The sequence below is a fragment of the bacterium genome (assembly GCA_026708015.1).
In the GTDB taxonomy this organism is placed as follows: domain Bacteria; phylum Actinomycetota; class Acidimicrobiia; order Acidimicrobiales; family Bin134; genus Poriferisocius.
The window spans coordinates 29345-46188 of record JAPOVT010000018.1 but is presented as its reverse complement, the minus strand read 5'-3'; the positions used below and the strand labels follow the sequence as shown (position 1 = coordinate 46188).

17 protein-coding genes and 1 tRNA gene are annotated in these 16844 nt (G+C 65.9%); 11 read left to right on the top strand and 7 right to left on the bottom strand.

Annotation, left to right across the window (positions count from 1 at the left end):
* Positions 1 to 39: 39 nt before the first annotated feature.
* The 8 genes from trpE (at position 40) to fabZ (ending at position 6542) form a co-directional block, all read left to right on the top strand.
* Complete coding sequence (gene trpE, locus OXG30_03780; protein ID MCY4134017.1) at positions 40 to 1551, top strand: anthranilate synthase component I; 1512 nt, start codon at positions 40 to 42, stop codon at positions 1549 to 1551.
* A 24-nt stretch (positions 1552 to 1575) separates the two neighbouring features.
* Positions 1576 to 2427 carry a hypothetical protein gene (locus OXG30_03775; GenBank protein MCY4134016.1) on the top strand — a complete coding sequence of 284 codons (852 nt, stop codon included), beginning with the start codon at positions 1576 to 1578 and terminating at the stop codon, positions 2425 to 2427.
* A gap of 42 nt (positions 2428 to 2469) precedes the next feature.
* Entirely contained in the window at positions 2470 to 3147 is a 678-nt protein-coding gene (locus OXG30_03770; GenBank protein ID MCY4134015.1) for a phosphoribosylanthranilate isomerase, read from the top strand.
* Between the two features lie 116 nt (positions 3148 to 3263).
* Positions 3264 to 4448, top strand: coding sequence for a tryptophan synthase subunit beta (trpB, locus tag OXG30_03765; protein MCY4134014.1), 1185 nt, complete (start codon positions 3264 to 3266; stop codon positions 4446 to 4448).
* Complete coding sequence (trpA, locus tag OXG30_03760; GenBank protein ID MCY4134013.1) at positions 4445 to 5221, top strand: tryptophan synthase subunit alpha; 777 nt, start codon at positions 4445 to 4447, stop codon at positions 5219 to 5221. Before trpB ends, trpA begins: the two co-directional genes overlap by 4 nt.
* Before the next feature lie 117 nt (positions 5222 to 5338).
* Positions 5339 to 5617, top strand: a complete 279-nt coding sequence (locus tag OXG30_03755; protein ID MCY4134012.1) for an HU family DNA-binding protein — start codon at positions 5339 to 5341, stop codon at positions 5615 to 5617.
* Positions 5618 to 5635: 18 nt separating this feature from the next.
* On the top strand, positions 5636 to 6100 hold the full coding sequence (gene bcp / locus OXG30_03750; protein MCY4134011.1) for a thioredoxin-dependent thiol peroxidase: 465 nt from the start codon (positions 5636 to 5638) through the stop codon (positions 6098 to 6100).
* A gap of 19 nt (positions 6101 to 6119) precedes the next feature.
* Complete coding sequence (gene fabZ, locus OXG30_03745) at positions 6120 to 6542, top strand: 3-hydroxyacyl-ACP dehydratase FabZ (GenBank protein ID MCY4134010.1); 423 nt, start codon at positions 6120 to 6122, stop codon at positions 6540 to 6542.
* Positions 6543 to 6576: 34 nt separating this feature from the next.
* Here the strand turns inward: fabZ and OXG30_03740 are convergent, their stop codons facing one another.
* The 5 genes from OXG30_03740 to fabD all read right to left on the bottom strand — a co-directional run bounded on the left by OXG30_03740 (position 6577) and on the right by fabD (position 10960).
* Positions 6577 to 7761: a beta-ketoacyl-[acyl-carrier-protein] synthase family protein gene (locus tag OXG30_03740; GenBank protein MCY4134009.1), complete on the bottom strand. Its 1185-nt coding sequence runs from the start codon at positions 7759 to 7761 to the stop codon at positions 6577 to 6579.
* A gap of 55 nt (positions 7762 to 7816) precedes the next feature.
* Entirely contained in the window at positions 7817 to 8056 is a 240-nt protein-coding gene (gene acpP / locus OXG30_03735) for an acyl carrier protein (GenBank protein ID MCY4134008.1), read from the bottom strand.
* A gap of 65 nt (positions 8057 to 8121) precedes the next feature.
* Positions 8122 to 8853, bottom strand: coding sequence for a 3-oxoacyl-ACP reductase FabG (gene fabG / locus OXG30_03730; GenBank protein MCY4134007.1), 732 nt, complete (start codon positions 8851 to 8853; stop codon positions 8122 to 8124).
* Complete coding sequence (locus tag OXG30_03725; GenBank protein MCY4134006.1) at positions 8841 to 9770, bottom strand: ketoacyl-ACP synthase III; 930 nt, start codon at positions 9768 to 9770, stop codon at positions 8841 to 8843. Before OXG30_03725 ends, fabG begins: the two co-directional genes overlap by 13 nt.
* A gap of 14 nt (positions 9771 to 9784) precedes the next feature.
* Positions 9785 to 10960, bottom strand: coding sequence for an ACP S-malonyltransferase (fabD, locus tag OXG30_03720; protein ID MCY4134005.1), 1176 nt, complete (start codon positions 10958 to 10960; stop codon positions 9785 to 9787).
* A 159-nt stretch (positions 10961 to 11119) separates the two neighbouring features.
* Between fabD and OXG30_03715 the strand changes: the two genes are divergently transcribed.
* The 3 genes from OXG30_03715 (at position 11120) to OXG30_03705 (ending at position 14533) form a co-directional block, all read left to right on the top strand.
* Positions 11120 to 11203 (top strand) — tRNA-Leu (locus tag OXG30_03715).
* 10 nt (positions 11204 to 11213) lie between these two features.
* Positions 11214 to 12974, top strand: a complete 1761-nt coding sequence (locus OXG30_03710) for a hypothetical protein (protein ID MCY4134004.1) — start codon at positions 11214 to 11216, stop codon at positions 12972 to 12974.
* Between the two features lie 17 nt (positions 12975 to 12991).
* A complete protein-coding gene (locus OXG30_03705; GenBank protein MCY4134003.1) occupies positions 12992 to 14533 on the top strand; it encodes a carboxylesterase family protein in 1542 nt (513 codons plus the stop codon).
* On the opposite strand, the gene ppk2 is transcribed toward OXG30_03705, so the two are convergent.
* Both ppk2 and OXG30_03695 read right to left on the bottom strand, forming a co-directional pair.
* Complete coding sequence (ppk2, locus tag OXG30_03700; GenBank protein MCY4134002.1) at positions 14530 to 15375, bottom strand: polyphosphate kinase 2; 846 nt, start codon at positions 15373 to 15375, stop codon at positions 14530 to 14532. The genes OXG30_03705 and ppk2 overlap by 4 nt on opposite strands.
* A gap of 266 nt (positions 15376 to 15641) precedes the next feature.
* Complete coding sequence (locus OXG30_03695; protein ID MCY4134001.1) at positions 15642 to 16748, bottom strand: hypothetical protein; 1107 nt, start codon at positions 16746 to 16748, stop codon at positions 15642 to 15644.
* Between the last annotated feature and the right edge of the window lie 96 nt (positions 16749 to 16844).

The following is a 16844-nucleotide window of genomic DNA, read 5'->3' as shown; positions in this document are numbered from 1 at the left end:
TCGACGAGCCGGTACTGCCGTCGGAGTGATCAGTTCGACATGTCCGTGATCAGCCCTGAGCGCCGAGAATTCCATCGGCTGGCCGCCGAATGGACGGTGGTTCCGGTGTGGCGGGAGCTGGTGGCCGACCTCACCACCCCGGTGGCGGCTTTCGTCCGCACTGTTGGTGACGAACCCGGCTTTCTGCTGGAGTCGGTGGAGCACGGGGAGCGGTGGAGCCGCTTCTCCTTCATCGGCCGTCGTCCGCTGGGCACCCTGGTGGCCCGGGGGAACGAGGTCTCCGCCACCGGGGAGTTTCCCGAGGGAACCCCGCTCGACCAGGGGATTCTGGCGGCAATCGAACACATCTTGTCGCAATGGCGGTCCCCGATCATGGATGAGCTGCCTCCGCTGCACGGCGGGATGGTGGGCTATCTGGGCTACGACGTAGTGCGGGAGGTGGAGCATCTCCCCGATGTCCCGGACGATGACCAGGGCTTGCCCGACGCGGTGATGTCGGTGATCGGAGAGCTGGCTGTTTTCGACCATTGGCGCCAGCGGGTCACGCTGATCGAGAACGTGATCATCCCTCCGGGCGCGTCATCGGCTGAGATCGATGCCGCCTACGACGGTGCGATTGCCGCCCTGGAGCAGTTAGCGGCCGACGGGGCCCGGCCGGTGGCCGAGCCGCTGCTGGAACCTCCCTCAGAAGACGAGGAGTTGCCCGAAGTGGTGTCCAGCATGGGCTCGAAGAGCTTTTGCGACGCGGTGGAGGCGGCCAAAGAGCACATCTTGGCCGGGGACATCTTCCAAGTGGTGCTGGCCCAACGATACGACTTCGACCTGGGGGCCCAGCCCTTCGACGTGTACCGCTCGCTGCGCCAGGTTAACCCCAGTCCATATATGTACTTCGTGCGCCTGCCCGAAGTGTCGCTGGTGGGTTGCTCGCCGGAGCCGATGGTGCAGTTGCTCAACGGAAGGGTCATATCCCGGCCCATCGCCGGTACCCGCCGCCGGGGGCGCACCGAGGCCGAGGAGCGCCGCATGGCCGCCGAGCTGTCCGAGCACCCCAAGGAGATCGCCGAGCACATCATGCTGCTCGACTTGGCCCGCAACGACGTGGGCCGGGTGGTGTCATTCGGGACCGAGACGGTGGATGAGATGATGACCCTGGAGCGATACAGCCACGTCATGCACCTGACCTCGCAGGTATCGGGCGAGTTGGCGCCGGGGCGGTCCCCGGTGGACGTGCTGAGGGCCACCCTGCCGGCGGGCACCGTGTCGGGCGCGCCCAAGGTGCGGGCCATGGAGATCATCGACGATCTGGAGCCGGTGAAGCGCGGCCCCTACGCCGGCGTGGTCGGCTATCTGGACTTCTCAGGCAACATCGACACCGCCATTGCCATTCGCACCATGGTCATCCAGGGGGGGCGGGCGTCGGTGCAGGCCGGGGCTGGCATCGTGGCCGACAGCATCCCCGAACAAGAGGATCTGGAGTGCCGCAACAAGGCCCGGGCTCTGTTGTTGGCTGTGCCTGCCGCCCGGCGGATGAACCGGGGGCGGCTGTCATGATTGGTCCCTCATGATCGGAATTGCATGAGCGGCCCAGTAGACCTGTCGACTTCGGTTGGGGCCTGCCCCCTCGAGCGGAGCGTGCTGGCGGTGTCCGGTCCCGACGCCGAGGACTTCTTGCAAGGCCAGCTCAGCCAGGACATTGCCGCGCTGGGCCCCGGCCAGTCAGCCTGGTCGCTCATCTTGCAACCCCAGGGGCGCATAGACGCCTTCGTGCGGGTCACCCGGCAGGCCGCCGACCGCTTCGTCCTCGACACCGACGGCCCGTTGGAGCAGGTCGACGCCCGGCTCCGGCGGTTCATGCTGCGCACCGATGTGACCCTGGAGCCACTCGACTGGCAGTGCGTTGCGGTGCGCGGACCGGGGGCAGAAAATACAGCCGTTTCCGGCGAGATCGTCGCGGCGGTGCCCACCGGCGGCGTCGATCTGCTCGGCCCCCAGCCCTCAATTCCAGAAGATGTGCCCGTCATCGATCCCGAAGCGCTGGAAGCCCATCGGATCAGATGCGGTTTCCCTCGGATGGGGGTCGACATCGATGACCGCACCATTCCCGCTGAAGCCGAGATCGTTGATTTCACGGTGAGCTTCACCAAGGGGTGCTTCACCGGCCAGGAGCTGGTCGCCCGCATGGACTCCCGGGGCAGCAGCGCCCCCCGCTATCTGCGGCTGCTGACCCTGCAAGAGCGGGTCGAGCTGGACGGCGGCGAGCCCATCATCGACGCAGGAGGGGCCGTGGTCGGAACCGTCACCAGCACAGCCAGGGATGCCATTGCCGGTGCCACGGTGGCGTTGGGCTACATCAAGCGATCCGTGGACATGCCTGCCGAGGTGGTGGTGGCCGGCTGCCCGGCTCAGGCGTCGGCCGTTCCCCGATAACGATCACAATAGGCAGGCTTCCAGCCGGTAGTTTTGGAAGCAGTGTTCATCAAGATCTGCGGCATAACCAACGCCGATGACGCTTTGCTGGCCACCGCGCTGGGTGCCGACGGGTTGGGGTTCATCATGGCCCCGTCACCCCGCCAGGTTGCTCCGCCCCGAGTAGAAGAAATCGTCCGGCGGCTTCCTTCCGGCGTGCTCACCGTGGGCGTATTCAAAGACGAGGCCCCCAGCAGGGTGATCGAGATTGTCAATCGCTGCGGTCTCAAAGCCGCCCAGCTGTCCGGTCGAGAGAGCATGGAAGACACCCGTTTGATCCGAGAGAGCGTGCCGGCGGTGATCAAGGCCTTTCCCGGCGGCAGCCCCGCTTTGTCGGTGGCCGACCGGTACGGCGCCGACATAGTGATGGTGGACTCCGATACCCCCGGATCGGGCCGAGTGTTCGACTGGTCTCTGGCCGAGGGCGCTCCCGGTGGCATCCGACTGCTCATGGCCGGTGGTTTGACTCCCGAGAACGTGGCCACGGCTATCGCCAAGGTCCGCCCGTGGGGAGTGGATGTGGCCACCGGCGTGGAGATGTCACCGGGCCGCAAAGACCCGGCCCTACTGCGGGCCTTCATCAACGCCGCTCGGGAAGCAGATCCCGAACGCGGTGAAGCAACCGACAGTGAGTCGGCCGAGGACGCCCCCTACAACTGGCAAGAGGAGGGACTCCGGTGACCATGGCCGAGCTTTCTGTCCGAGGAGCGCCGCGGTGACCATGGCCGAGCTTTCTGTCCGAGGAGCGCCGCGGTGACCATGGCCGAGCTTTCTGTCCGAGGAGCGCCGCAGTGACCATGGCCGAGCCCGTCGGCGGGTTGTTCGGGGACTTCGGAGGGCGGTTCGTTCCCGAGCCCCTGGTGCCGGCCTGCGAGGAGCTGGAGGCCGCCTTCCGCTCCGCCTGGGACGACGAAGGCTTCCGCGGCGAGCTGAACCAACTGCTGGCCGACTATGCCGGGCGGCCGTCGCCGCTAACCGAGTGCCATCGCCTGTCAGAGGAGATGGGGCTTCGCCTGCTGCTCAAGCGCGAGGACCTCAACCACACCGGTTCCCACAAGATCAACAATGTGCTAGGCCAGGCTCTGTTGGCCGTGCGGATGGGCAAGAGCCGCCTGGTGGCCGAGACCGGTGCCGGTCAGCACGGCGTAGCCACCGCCACCGCGGCAGCGCTGCTGGGCCTGGAGTGCGTGGTGTACATGGGCGAAGTCGACATGGAGCGCCAAGCCCTCAACGTCTTTCGGATGCAGCTGCTGGGCGCTGAGGTCCGGTCGGCGGTGTCGGGCAGTCGCACCTTGAAGGACGCCATCAACGAGGCCATGCGCGACTGGGTGGCCACCGTGGAGAGCTCCCACTACTGCCTGGGCTCGGTGATGGGCCCCCACCCCTACCCGTGGATGGTGCGCGAGCTGCACCGGGTGATCGGCGATGAGGCCCGCGAGCAGTGCCACCATATCCTGGGGTCCGACCCCGATGTGGTTACCGCCTGTGTGGGTGGGGGCAGCAACGCCATCGGCATCTTCAGCGGCTTCGTCGACGGAGACGCGGCGCTGGTGGGCGTGGAACCGGCCGGAGGGGCGGCCATCGGCCGGGGCGTGCCCGGCGTGGTCCACGGATCCAAGTCGTTCCTGATGCAAGACGAGCACGGCCAGGTACTGGAGGCCGAGTCGATCTCCGCGGGGCTGGACTATCCCGGCATCGGTCCGGAGCACTCCCATCTGGCCGCCATCGGCCGGGCCCGCTACGAGTCGGTCACCGACGACGAGGTGGTGGCCGCCTTCGAGCTGCTGTCGCGCACCGAGGGGATCATCCCCGCGCTCGAGCCGGCCCATGCCCTGGCCTGGGTCTCGCGGGCCCGTCGGGAACTGGCCGGCCAATCGGTGCTGTTGAACCTGAGCGGGCGGGGCGACAAGGACGTCGACCAGATGATGGGCCGACTGGCGGTGGACACCAGCACCAACGGCGACGACGGGCGGGCTGAGTGAGCACTGAGCCCGGCGGTATGGAAGCCGTCTTGCGGGCCCGGCGCTCTCAAGGCGGCAAGGCATTGGTTCCCTATCTGACCGGGGGGCTGGGCGATTGGCAGACGGCGCTGGCCGCGGCCGCCGACGCCGGGGCCGATGCCATCGAAGTGGGCATCCCGTTTTCCGACCCGGTGATCGACGGACCGGTCATCCAGGAGGCCAACGACCGGGCGCTGGCCGACGGGGTCACGCCCTTGGCGGTGTTGGATGCCCTTGGACGCCTCGACATCGGCGTCCCGTTGGCGGTGATGACCTATTACAACATCGCCTTCCGGTTCGGCCTCGAGCGGTTCGCCTCCGTGCTGGCCGAGCGGGGAGTGGCTGCGGCCATCCTTCCCGATCTCCCCTTGGAGGAGGCGGGGCCCTGGGCCGAGGCCGCCGATGCCGCCGGGGTGGAGACCGTGCTGTTGGCCGCTCCCACCGCCTCCGACGAGCGGCTGGCCCGGATATGCGCCCGAACTCGGGGATTCGTCTACGGCGTGGGGCTCTTGGGGGTGACCGGGGTGCGCGACGAGTTGGCGTCGTCCGCGGTGGTCATGGCCGGAAGGCTCAAGCAGATGACCGATGTGCCCGTGCTGGTCGGGGTGGGAGTGGGCACCCCGGAGCAGGCCGAGGAGGTCTGCCGGGTGGCCGACGGCGCGGTGGTGGGCTCTGCGGTAGTGCGCCGAATGCTCGACGGGGGACCTGCCGCCGTGGGCGATCTGATCGGGCAGTTCCGCCGGGCTCTGGATTGAGGCACACCTTTCCCCAGTTGAACTTTGCATTTCTCGTGGAGGCTGCTTGACTCTTGGGACTTTGTGTAAGAAGCCGACTGAATTACAATCCCGTAATTCCAATTTCAGGAGGATTCCATGAACAAGTCAGAGTTGGTCAGCGCCATCAGCGAACGCACCGGCGAGAGCAAGAGTTCCGTGGAGGCGGTTCTCAATAGCCTCGAGAAGACGGTCACCGAACAGGTGATCCTGGGCAACAAGGTGTCGATCACCGGCTTCGTATCATTCGAGCAGACTTCGCGGGGCGCCCGCACGGGCCGCAACCCCCGCACTGGCGAGACCATCCAGATCGCCGCCACCAAGGGTTGCAAGGTGAGCGCTGGCGCCCGGCTGAAGGGGGCTGTCAAGGGCACCTGATCCACTAGGGTCAGATCCATGGCTGATTGGCTCTTATCTGCCGGCGATCCTGTGCCGGCATTCAACCTGTCAGATCAGAACGGCAACCAGGTCTCTCTGGGCGACTTTGCCGGAAGGAAGCTGGCGATCTTCTTCTTTCCCAAGGCGCTCACCCCTGGTTGAACGAATCAGGCAATCGGCGTGCGTGACATCGCCACAGAACGCGGAATCGCCGCAGTGGGCATCAGCGGGGACAAGCCCGATCGCCAGAAGCGCTTCGACGAGAAGTGCGATCTCGGGTACTCGCTGCTGTCTGATCCCGACCACGAAGTGGCCGAGGCCTTTGGGGTGTGGCGGGAGAAGAAAATGTATGGCAACACGTATTTGGGCATCGTCCGCTCGGCCTTCTTGGTGAATGAAGACGGGTTGATTGAGCACGCCTGGTACAAGATCAGCCCCAAGAACACCGCCACCAACCTGGCTGACGCCCTGCCCGAGGAATAGCGGGACAAGAGCGCTTCCCATGAGACCTCCCGACGAGGTTCTCCCGCACCGCCCGCCGTTCCTGTTCCTCGACGAGGTCACCTCCATGGTGGCTGGGGAGCGGGCCGAGGGCTATTGGCGGCTCACCGGTGACGAGCCGTTCTTCGCGGGCCACTTTCCCGGTCGCCCCACCCTGCCCGGGGTGCTGATGGCCGAGGCCATCGCGCAACTCGGTGCCTACATCGTGCTCCATGACGAGAGATTCACCGGCAAGCTGCCCTTGTTTGGCGGTCTCGACAGGGCTCGCTTCCGCCGCCAGGTTGTTCCTGGTGAGCGCCTGGACTTGGAAGTGGAGATGACCCGGTTGTCGGCTCGGGCCGGCCGGGGCGCAGGGCGGGCATCGGTGGACGGCGAGCTGGCCTGCTCGTGCGAGCTGCTGTTCGTGGTGGTCGACGCCGACTGATCGGCGCCCGCAGCCTGAAGTTCTCTGACCCTGGCTACTCAGCTGGCGGGGGGCCGATCACGATGGACCCGTTGTGGCCGCCGAATCCGAAGGAGTTGGACAGCGATGGCCCCGGGGTCCACGGGGCGGGATCGGGGGCCACGATGCGGATGGGGGCCATGTCGGGATCGGGGGTCACGTACCCGTAGGTGGGCGGGATCAACCTGTGTTCCATGGCCAACAGAACCGCTACCGCCTCGATGGCTCCAGCCGCGCCGAGAGCGTGTCCTGTCACCCCTTTGGTCGAGGTGACCAGCGGTCCCGGCGTGCTGAACACCTTCTGGATGGCCTCGGCTTCGGCGGCATCGTTCAGCGGTGTGGAAGTGCCGTGGGCGTTGATGTGGACGATGTCGGCGGGATCCAGTTCGGCGTCGGACAGGGCCAGCTCCATGCACCGAACCGCCCCCCCTCCTCCTGGCGCTGGTGCGGTAATGTGATAGGCGTCGGCGTTGCTGGCGCTGCCCAAGATCTCGCCGAGCACCGTCGCCCTCCGGTTCCGGGCTGAATCCAGATCTTCAAGCACCAACACGCCTGCGCCCTCGGCTTGGATGAACCCGTCCCGCTCCAAGTCGAACGGCCGGCTGATGTGGCAGCTGGAGACAGCGGTCATGTTTTTGAAGGTGGCTTCTCCGGTGATGGAGTTGGAAGCCTCGCTGCCGCCGGTAATGACCGCGTCGCAGCGGCCCGAGCGGATCAGCATGGCCGCATTGGCGATCGACTGGGTGCCCGCCGCGCAGGCGGTGACCGTGTTCTCACACGGCCCGGAGAAGCCGTAGCGCATGGAGATGGCCGCTGATGCCGCGTTGGCCATCAGCATGGGCACCAAGAAGGGCGACACCCGGCGCTCGCCGCGCTCGATGCGCACCTGGATCTGGTCCTCCAGGGTTCGCAGGCCGCCCACGCCGGTGCCCACCCACACGCCGATCCGGTCGGGGTCGGCGGTGAGCTCGCCCGCCTGCTCCAGCGCCTCAGCAGCGGCGGCCAGAGCCATCTGGGCGAAGCGGTCGGTGCGGCGGGCCTCCTTGGGGGACTCGAAGTGGGGGAGGGGGTCGAAGTGGTCCATCACCCGCCGTCCCTCGGCGGGGGGTTCCAGCAGCCCCTGCCAGAAGTCGTCGCGGCCCAGTCCGGGCCAGCCCAAGACCCCGATTCCGGTGACCGCCACGCGGCGCGCAGCGGTCATGGTCTAGCGCTCCGGGGGCAGACCTCGGTTTTCGTCTCGTCGGGCGGCTGCGAGGTCATCCCAGCTTGACGGTAACCAGGTCGAAGGCCTGGCCCACGGTCTCGATGTCCTCCAGTTCTTCCTCGTCGATGGTGATGTCGAACTCCTCTTCGAGCGCCATCACCAACTCGACCAAGTCGAGGCTGTCCGAGTCCAAGTCGTCGGCAAAGGTGGCCTCGGGTGTGACCTGACCGGCCTCCACCGACAGCACCTCCACAGTGCAGTTCTGGAAGCGAGTGAAGTTTTCGTCGCTCACGCTGGTTATCTCCTATTCGTGGACGGATTGTCCTTGGGTGGGTTTGCGAATGCGTTTACGGCCACTCATCCTCCCATGCCCAGACCCCCGTCTACCGGAATAACCGCTCCGGTGACGTAGCCGGCGGCGTCGGAGGCCAAGAATGAAATGGTTGCAGCAACTTCGGTGGGTTCGCCCAATCGTCCGAGGGGAACCATGTCGATGATGGCCGAGCGGCGGTCCTCGTCCAGCTCGTTCAGCATGTCGGTGCCCACCGGGCCGGGCGCCACCACATTGACGGTGATGTTGCGGCTGGCCAATTCCTTGGCCAAAGACCGGCCCAGACCGACCAGTCCGGCCTTGGAGGCGGCGTAGTTGGCCTGACCCGCCTGTCCCATGATCCCCACCACCGAGGACACGAACACGATGCGCCCCCAGCGGTTGCGCATCATCGACCGGGCCGCCCGTTTGGCCACCCGGTAGCCGGCGGTCAGGTTGGCGTCGATCACGTCGGTGAAATCGGCCTCGCTCATGCGCATCACCAGCTTGTCCCGAGTGATGCCCGCGTTCGACACCAGCACCTCGACGGGCCCCAGTTGCTCTTCGATCTCGGCGAATGCAGCGTCGACCTGTCCCTCGGCGGTCACATCGCAGTGTACGCCCAGAAGGTCAACCTGCCCGTTGGACGGGGCGGGCTCGCTGCGGTAGGTGACCGCCACGCGGTGGCCGTCTTTGGCGAGCTCGGTGGCTGTGGCCAGCCCAATGCCCCGGTTCCCTCCGGTAACCAGGACGACCCTGGATGTGCTCACTGGCCCCAGCGTAGCAGCGCGGCGGCCACGCTCATGCCCGCTCCGAAGCCCACGAGCAGCACGACGTCGCCGTCGGTTATGGCGCCCCTGGATACCGCATCGTCCATGGCCAGCGGGATCGAGGCGGACGAGGTGTTGCCGGTTGACTGGAGCACGGTGGCCGCCTTCTCCAGGGGGATGTCTAGGCGTTTCATGGCGCTTTCGATGATGCGGGCATTGGCCTGGTGGGGGACCACCGCGGCCACATTGGACGTCTCTAGGCTGGCGTCGGCCAGCACTCTCTGGCTGGCTGAGACCATGACCCGCACGGCCTGGCGGAATACCTCTTTGCCGTCCATTTTGATGTAGTCGCCGAAGTCGCAGATCAACAGATCGGCGAAGCGGCCCTCAGAGCCCATGAAGGTGCTGAGCACCCCCCGGTCTTCGCGGATAGCCGGCTCCATGACCACCGCGCCGGCGCCGTCGCCGAACAAGATCGCGGTGGAGCGGTCGTCCCAGTCGGTGAACCGGCTGAGCGTGTCCACCCCTACCACCAGCACCCGCTCCATTCCAGCCGCGATCTGGGCCTGGCCCAGCGAGATGCCGTAGGTGAAGCCCGAACAGGCGGCATTCAGGTCGAATGCTCCGCAGGATGCCCCCAGCTCGTTTTGGATGCGGTTGGATACCGCCGGAAACACCTGGTCGGGGGTGCAGGTGGAGCAGATGATCAAGTCGAGGTCGGTGGCGTCTATCTCGGCCTGCTTCAGCGCGATCTTGGCCGCTTGGCCGCCGAGTTCCAGGCAGCTGCCCCCCACCCGGCGCTCGTGGATTCCGGTGCGCTCCACGATCCACTCGTCGCTGGTGTCGAGGACGGCGGCCAGGTCGTGGTTGGTGACCACCTTGTGGCCGGTGGCGCTGCCCAGGCCGGTGATGGCCGCTCTCGTCATCCGCCCCGCGCCCCTCAACTCGTCCGCAGCCATGCAATGGGCTGGCTGGCGGTGACCCGCTCGCCTTCCACGGCCAAGAAACCCATGATCATCCCGGCCCAGGGGGTGCGCACCTCGGTGTCGCCCACATGGCCCAGAAGCTGTCCAGCGGGAACGCCGGTGCCCAGCAGGTTGTCCTCTGTGGGCTGGAAGACGCCGGCCGCGGGGCTCACCACCAGGCGCTCGGTGGTGAACAGGGCTTCGCCCTCTAGCGGGCCGCCCGCGGCCACCGGCGGCCCGGCCAATTCCTCGAGCACCGCATCGATGTCGGCGGGGGCATTCACCTTGAGCGACTTGCAGTCTTTGGCGGTGCGCTTCACCGTTCCGGTGAGCACCGCGCCCGGTCCCAACTCCACGAAAGTGTTGAATCCGTCGTCGCACATGTTGTGGACCGACTGGCGCCAGCGCACCGGGCTGGTCAGCTGGGTGCTCAACAGGTCGGCCCAAGCCTGAGCGCCAGTTTGGGCGGCGGCGTCGACGTTGGCATACACCGGGTGGTCGGGCACCCGGAACTCTGTCTTGCCGATCGCCTTCTGGAGGCGGTCTTTGGCCGACGCCATGAACGGGGTGTGGAAGGCGCCGCCAACGGGCAGGGCCATGACCCGCTTGGCGCCCAGCTCTTTGGCGACGTCGCCGGCTGCTTCCACCATGGTGGGGGCCCCGGCGATCACCACCTGGCCGGGGGCGTTGTAGTTGGCCACCCACACTTCGCCGTCGGTCTGCTCACAGGCCTGCTCCACCAGGTCGTCGTCGAGGCCCATCACCGCGGCCATGGTGCCGTCTTGTTCTTCGGCGGCCACCTGCATGGCCTCGCCCCGCTCGCTCACCAGCCGCACGCCGTCGTAGAAGTCCACCACCCCGGCGGCAACCAGGGCGGAGTACTCCCCCAGGCTGTGGCCAGCGTGGCCGGCGGTCTCGATGCCCACCCGGGATACGGCGTCCAAGGAGATCATCGACACCACGAATGTGGCGAGCTGGGAGTTGCGGGTGTGGCGCAGCTCGTCGTCATCAGCGTCGAGCAGGAGCTGGCCTACATCGCGCCCTGCTGCCTCGGAGGCCTCGGCCACCAGTTCCCACGAGGGGTGGTCGACCCAGGCCGAACCCATGCCGGCCTTTTGGGATCCCTGGCCGGGATAGGTGAAGCAGATCATCAGATGTCAGACCTCTCAGACGACGGTGGGGTTTCAATACTCTACGGGAGAGTGGCCCCGGCAGGGTATCCGGCAAGGCTGTTGAGACCACGGCAATCTAGACTGCATTTTCTTCAGCCAACACGCTGAGCAGCCCAGTGCCACCCGCACTGGCCACCCGCCCGGGTGGTGGAATTGGTAGACGCGCCGGACTCAAAATCCGGTTCCCGCAAGGGAGTGAGGGTTCGAGTCCCTCCCCGGGCACTGTGCCAACATGGGCGCCGTGGAACACGGTGCCCCAGCCGGAGGGCGTCACATCCGGTTCGAGCCTGATGACAAGCCGCCGGCTGCGCTGACCGCGGGGATGGGCGTCCAGTTCGCGGTGCTGACCATCGCGGGCATTGTGCTCACGCCGGCGATTGTCATTCGGGCCGCGGGCGAATCCGACTCGTACTTGACCTGGGCGGTGTTCGCGGCGGCGATCGTCAGCGGCATCAGCACAATCCTTCAGGCGGTCCGGCTCGGCCGCATCGGCGCCGGGTACGTGCTGCTCATGGGGACGTCGGGAGCGTTCATCGCGGTGTGCGTGGCGGCGCTGGTCGAGGGGGGTCCCGGCTTGCTGGCGGTACTGGTGGTGGCGTCGTCGCTGTTCCAGTTCCTGCTGGCCGCCCGGCTCTCTCTGTTCAGGCGTCTGGTCACGCCAGTAGTGGCCGGCACCGTGCTGATGCTCATTGCGGTGACCGTGATGCCGCTCATCTTCAACATGGTGAGTGCGTCGCCGGAAGGCAAGTCCGACTGGAGCGCCCCGACGACAGCCCTCGTCGCCATCGTCTTGATAATCGTCATAGCGCTGAAGTCTTCCGGAAGCCTGCGCCTGTGGGCACCGGTCATCGGCGTGATTGCCGGTTCGATTGTGGCCGCGGGCTTCGGACTCTATGACTTCGACCAGGTATCCGACGCCTCCTGGGTCGGAGTGCCCGACGGCGGATGGCCCGGCTTCGACCTCTCGTTCGGTTCGGCGTTTTGGAGTCTCCTGCCTGCCTTTGTGATCGTCACGATCATCGGCGCGGTAGAGACCATCGGCGATTCCGTGGCTATACAGCGGGTGTCGTGGCGCAAACCGCGAGCGGTGGACTACCGGGTGGTGCAGGGAGCAGTGGCCGCCGACGGCACCGGCAACCTGCTGTCGGGGGTGGCCGGCACGGTGCCGAACACCACCTATTCGACGAGCGTATCGATCACCGAGTTGACCGGCGTCGCCGCACGACGCGTAGGTGTCGCCATTGGCGTCATTTTCGTCATGTTGGCGTTCTTGCCCAAGTTCTTGGCGTTGGTGCTCGCCATCCCGGATGCCGTGGTTGCGGCGTACGTCACCGTGCTGATGGCGCTGTTGTTTGTGGTCGGCATGAGAATCGTCTCCGAAGAGGCTGCGGACTACCGAAAGGGCCTGATAGCTGGGGTTGCCTTCTGGCTCGGTGTCGGATTCCAGAACAACCTGATCTTCCCGGAATACCTGGAGGGCTTCGCCGGAGGCCTGTTGGAGAACGGGATGACTTCGGGCGGCCTCGTGGCCATCGTGCTGACGCTGTTCACCGAGGCAACTCAATCTCGCCGCCATCGTCTGCGCACCAGCCTGGCGCTGGCGGATCTCCCCCGCATCCAAGAGTTCCTCAACGCCTTTGCCGCCCGCCACAACTGGGCGGCGTCGATGTCGCACCGGCTCGATGCGGTGGCGGAAGAGACGCTGGCGACGATGCTCGAGGCCGAACAGACCGGAGACGCCCCAACCGACCGAGCGCTGCGCGTTACCGCCAGCAAGCAGGACGGGCGGGCGGTGCTCGAATTCGTGGCCGCGGCCCGGGGGGAGAACATCGAGGATCGGCTGGCTGTGCTCGATGAGCCGACCGCCGACCGGCCCATTGAACGCGACGTCTCATTGCGGCTGCTTCAGCACTACGCCACCTCAGTGCTCCATCAGCAGTATCACGAACTCGAGATCGTCACTGTCCACATCAACCCCTCCAGCGATACATGAGAGATTCAGAGGCCGTGGTGGAGACGACGCATGGAACGGTTCGGGGGGTAGTTGTTGACACGCCTTATGGGGCGGTGCGGCAGTTTTTGGGGATTCCGTTTGGGAAGCCGCCGGTGGGGGAGCTGCGCTTCTGTGCTCCGGAGGCCGCTGAGCCGTGGGAGGGGGTGCTGGATGCGAGTGCGTTCGGGCCCGATCCGATTCAGAGCGTGGATGGCCCGTACACCGGGGTGATTCCGGGGACGAGCACCGACTCGGTGTCGGAGGACTGCCTCACGCTCAATGTGTGGGTCCCGGCGGGGGACGAGGCTGGACTGCCGGTGATGGTGTGGATCTACGGCGGGGCCTTCTTGACCGGGGGAGGCTCGTTCCCGCTTTACAACGGGGCGCGGTTGGCGGCTGAGCAGCAGGTGGTTGTGGCGTCGGTGAACTATCGGGTGGGGGCGCTCGGCTTCATGGATCTTCGGAAAATGCCGGGTGGTGGGAACACCACGGTCAACTGCGGTCTACACGACGTGCGGCTCGGGTTGGATTGGATTGCTGCCAACGCGGCTGCCTTCGGTGGCGATCCGTCGACGCTGACCGCATTCGGCGAGTCGGCCGGGGCCGGGTCGATCCTGCACCTGCTCGGCGCTCCGGGCATCTCGTCGGTAATGCGACGGGCCATCATGCAGAGCCCCGGTGCCGACATGACCCAGTCGCCCAAAGTTGCCGCCAAGGTCGCCCGCTGCTTCCTGGGCAACGTGGGCGTGAGCGATGTGGCGGGGCTCCGTCAGTTGGAGCCAGGGGAGATAGTTGCCGGCCAAGTCCAGACCGCCATGGAGATGTTCACCGAAGCAGGAGCGATGCCGTTTCACCCTGTTGTGGATGGAGTGCTTGTTCCTGCTCCACCAAAAAAGAGGCTCCGAAAGAGGGTCGCGACCGATATCGATGTGCTCGTCGGCGCGACAGCCCACGAACTGCGCTTGTTCCAGCAGGAGCTGCCCGCCGGAAACTCTGACCTAATCCTGTTTCACCTGGTGAGAAGCCACATGGCCAAGAGAACCGGGGCCGAACCGTCGATCAACGAGGTGGAGGCGGTGATACGGGAGTATCGCCAGGCGGCCGAGGGCACTGCCTGGACTACTGACAGCGACATTCTCACTGCCATCAATACCGATGTCTCCATGCGAGAACCCATCCAGCGGCTGGCCGACTATCGGGCCGGCGCCGGGGCCCGCACCTATATGTACGACTTCCGGTGGTGCTCCCAGGCCGATCCGGACAAGGGGGCGTTCCACGCCATCGATCTGCCCTTCGCGCTCGACAGCTTCCACGTGGACGGCTGGAGCGAGTTCATAGGCGCCGATGAAGCCGCTGAGGCGCTGGGCCGAGGCATGCGATCAGCCTGGGCCGCCTTCGCCCGCAGCGGCGACCCGTCAACTAGCGAGCTCGGCCCTTGGCCCCGCTACGAACTCGATGAGCGCATGACAATGATCCTCGACGGCGACTCAACCCCGGCCGCCGACCCGCTAAAGATTGAGCGGTCAATGTGGGGGCCAGTTGGCGGAGGGGATTCTTAGTAGACCTCGGGGACGAAGGTCTGGTCCGACAGAGGCGGGCGCACGTAGCCGGCGCGGTCTTGGCGCTCGGGCAGCTCGACTTCCTCCCAGGGCACTTCCTCGTAGGGGATCATCGACAGCAAGTGTGAGATGCAGTTGAGCCGGGCCGCCTTCTTGGAGTCGGCGTTCACCACGTACCACGGAGCCTGCTTGATGTCGGTGTGGGCGAAGAGCGTGTCTTTGGCCTTGGAGAACTCAACCCACCGGGTTCGGGCCTGAATGTCCATCGGCGACAGCTTCCAGCGCCGCAGCGGGTCGGAGATCCGGTTCTGGAACCGGCGTTCTTGCTCCTCGTCGCTCACCGAGAACCAGTACTTGATCAGGATGATTCCCGATCGCACCAGCATGCGCTCGAACTCCGGGCACGAGCGCAGGAACTCGCGGTACTCCTCTTCGGTGCAGAATCCCATCACTGGCTCCACCAGCCCCCGGTTGTACCAACTGCGGTCGAACAGGATCATTTCCCCGGCGGCGGGCAACTCGGCCACATAGCGCTGGAACCACCACTGCGTTTTCTCCCGGTCGCTCGGCGTGCCCAGCGCCACCACCCGCACCACCCGGGGGTTGGTCCGCTCGGCGATGCGCTTGATCACTCCGCCCTTGCCAGCCGCGTCGCGTCCTTCGAAGAGCACCACCACCTTGAGGCCCTTGTGGCGAATCCAGCGCTGCAACCGCACCAACTCCTCTTGGAGTCGAGCTAGCTCATGCTCATAGACCTTGTTCGTGATTTTCTTGCGGGGCTCAGTTGCCGGTGTGTCGGCTCCAGAGATTCCCAGAGCGTCGTGACCCGGTTCGTGGCTCATGGATGAAGCGTAATTCCAAGGTTTTCTACCGACAACAGGCCGATTCGCTTGTGTTCGATTCCCTACTGGGGTCCGACCAGTAATCGAAGGTTCGGGGTCATATGATCCCGGTTACGGGTGGGTCCACAGGGGGGCGCAGACAAATCTCCTGAGGACCACAAAGTGAATTACTACGTGATTGCCGCCGCTGTAATCGTGGGGTCGGCGTCCGCCCGTCCATCGGGGTCATCGACCTGGTTAGGGCAAAGTGAATTGGCGATGCAGCCCTAGCGCAGGCTGGGCAGGTCGGCCACGTCCATGACTCTCAGTGTCGGCGGGATGTCCTCCACCACTTGGTTGTAGCGCATGCCCATGGTGCCGTGGCGGCGGTGGTTGGTGTCGATCCAGTTGGCGAAGCCGGGATCCTCGTCGGCCACGATGATGCGGGCCGTACCGTCGGGCTCATACACCGCGCTGTGCTTGTTGACCGTCACCTGGAGCCAGTTGTAGTCCAACGACTCCTCCCAGATGTTGTTGAGCTGGAAGTTCCAGTAATACACGTCGATGGGCGGCACGTCGATCACCAGGGCCTGGCCGGGCTCGAGCGTCCAATAGCCGTGGCGGAACATCTGGGTGGGGTCGCCCCACCCGCCGGGGCCATCCCGCGGCGGAAGGAACTCCAGCGTGTTGGGCCGCTCTTGGAACATGTCCAGCCACTCGACAAAACGCCGGGCAATGCCGTGTACCCCCAAGGCGGCCCGGGCCAAGCCGTGGGTCAAGCGCTGGGGGCTCAGCGGGGGAGGAGTCCCATCGGGCCCGTTGAGGCACTCGATTTGGAGCTCGGAAGGCCGTTCGGTGTGGCGGTCGAGGTAGAAGTTGCGGATGACGATCTGATTGGTCTCCGGTCCAGTGGGGAGCCACCGCTGTCCAGGCTCGACATGTTCGGGTTCGCTGGCACTGGCGATCACATCGACCTGCTCGCCGGGCTGGGGGTCGTTGAAAGCCAGGTTGCCCTGCCGATCGGGGGGAGCACCTCCCATCCCGAAGCTGCCGGAGAGTGCGTTCAAGCTCAGATAGTTGACCGTGCCCCGCGGCCCGCGGATGCGATAGTCGAGAGCACCGCTGATGGCGACACCCTGGTAGAGGGCGTCGGGGTTGTCACAGCCGATCTTCACGTTGTGGGGGATGGGCAGGACTTGGGTGTGCCCAGGCCCATGGTTTTCGAGGCGCCCGAGTTCTCCTCTGGTGAGACGGCTCAGATAGCGGAATCCCTCCAGCCGGTCGAGGTCCTCGGTGCTGTTGTCGAGGATGATCTGGCCGGCCTCCTTCAGGTTGTCGCAGAAGTCGGCCCAGACCTTGCCGTTGACTGCGTTCTCCAGAATCTCGTCGCTCATCGGTGTCCTCCTCGCCTCGGGTTGGCCCGACAAGAGGCTAGTGGGGCGGTTCGCTGTGTCGAGCAGCCGAAGCAGTGTCTGACGGGGCGGGGGTAA

What these genes read in the sequence shown, in the direction of transcription:
- trpE (MCY4134017.1), top strand. Translation starts at nt 40, where the DNA reads ATGTCCGTGATCAGCCCTGAGCGCCGAGAATTCCATCGGCTGGCCGCC.
- OXG30_03775 (MCY4134016.1), top strand. Translation starts at nt 1,576, where the DNA reads ATGAGCGGCCCAGTAGACCTGTCGACTTCGGTTGGGGCCTGCCCCCTC.
- trpB (MCY4134014.1), top strand. Translation starts at nt 3,264, where the DNA reads ATGGCCGAGCCCGTCGGCGGGTTGTTCGGGGACTTCGGAGGGCGGTTC.
- OXG30_03755 (MCY4134012.1), top strand. Translation starts at nt 5,339, where the DNA reads ATGAACAAGTCAGAGTTGGTCAGCGCCATCAGCGAACGCACCGGCGAG.
- fabZ (MCY4134010.1), top strand. Translation starts at nt 6,120, where the DNA reads ATGAGACCTCCCGACGAGGTTCTCCCGCACCGCCCGCCGTTCCTGTTC.
- OXG30_03740 (MCY4134009.1), bottom strand. Translation starts at nt 7,761, where the DNA reads ATGACCGCTGCGCGCCGCGTGGCGGTCACCGGAATCGGGGTCTTGGGC.
- OXG30_03725 (MCY4134006.1), bottom strand. Translation starts at nt 9,770, where the DNA reads ATGACGAGAGCGGCCATCACCGGCCTGGGCAGCGCCACCGGCCACAAG.
- fabD (MCY4134005.1), bottom strand. Translation starts at nt 10,960, where the DNA reads ATGATCTGCTTCACCTATCCCGGCCAGGGATCCCAAAAGGCCGGCATG.
- OXG30_03710 (MCY4134004.1), top strand. Translation starts at nt 11,214, where the DNA reads ATGGGCGCCGTGGAACACGGTGCCCCAGCCGGAGGGCGTCACATCCGG.
- ppk2 (MCY4134002.1), bottom strand. Translation starts at nt 15,375, where the DNA reads ATGAGCCACGAACCGGGTCACGACGCTCTGGGAATCTCTGGAGCCGAC.
- OXG30_03695 (MCY4134001.1), bottom strand. Translation starts at nt 16,748, where the DNA reads ATGAGCGACGAGATTCTGGAGAACGCAGTCAACGGCAAGGTCTGGGCC.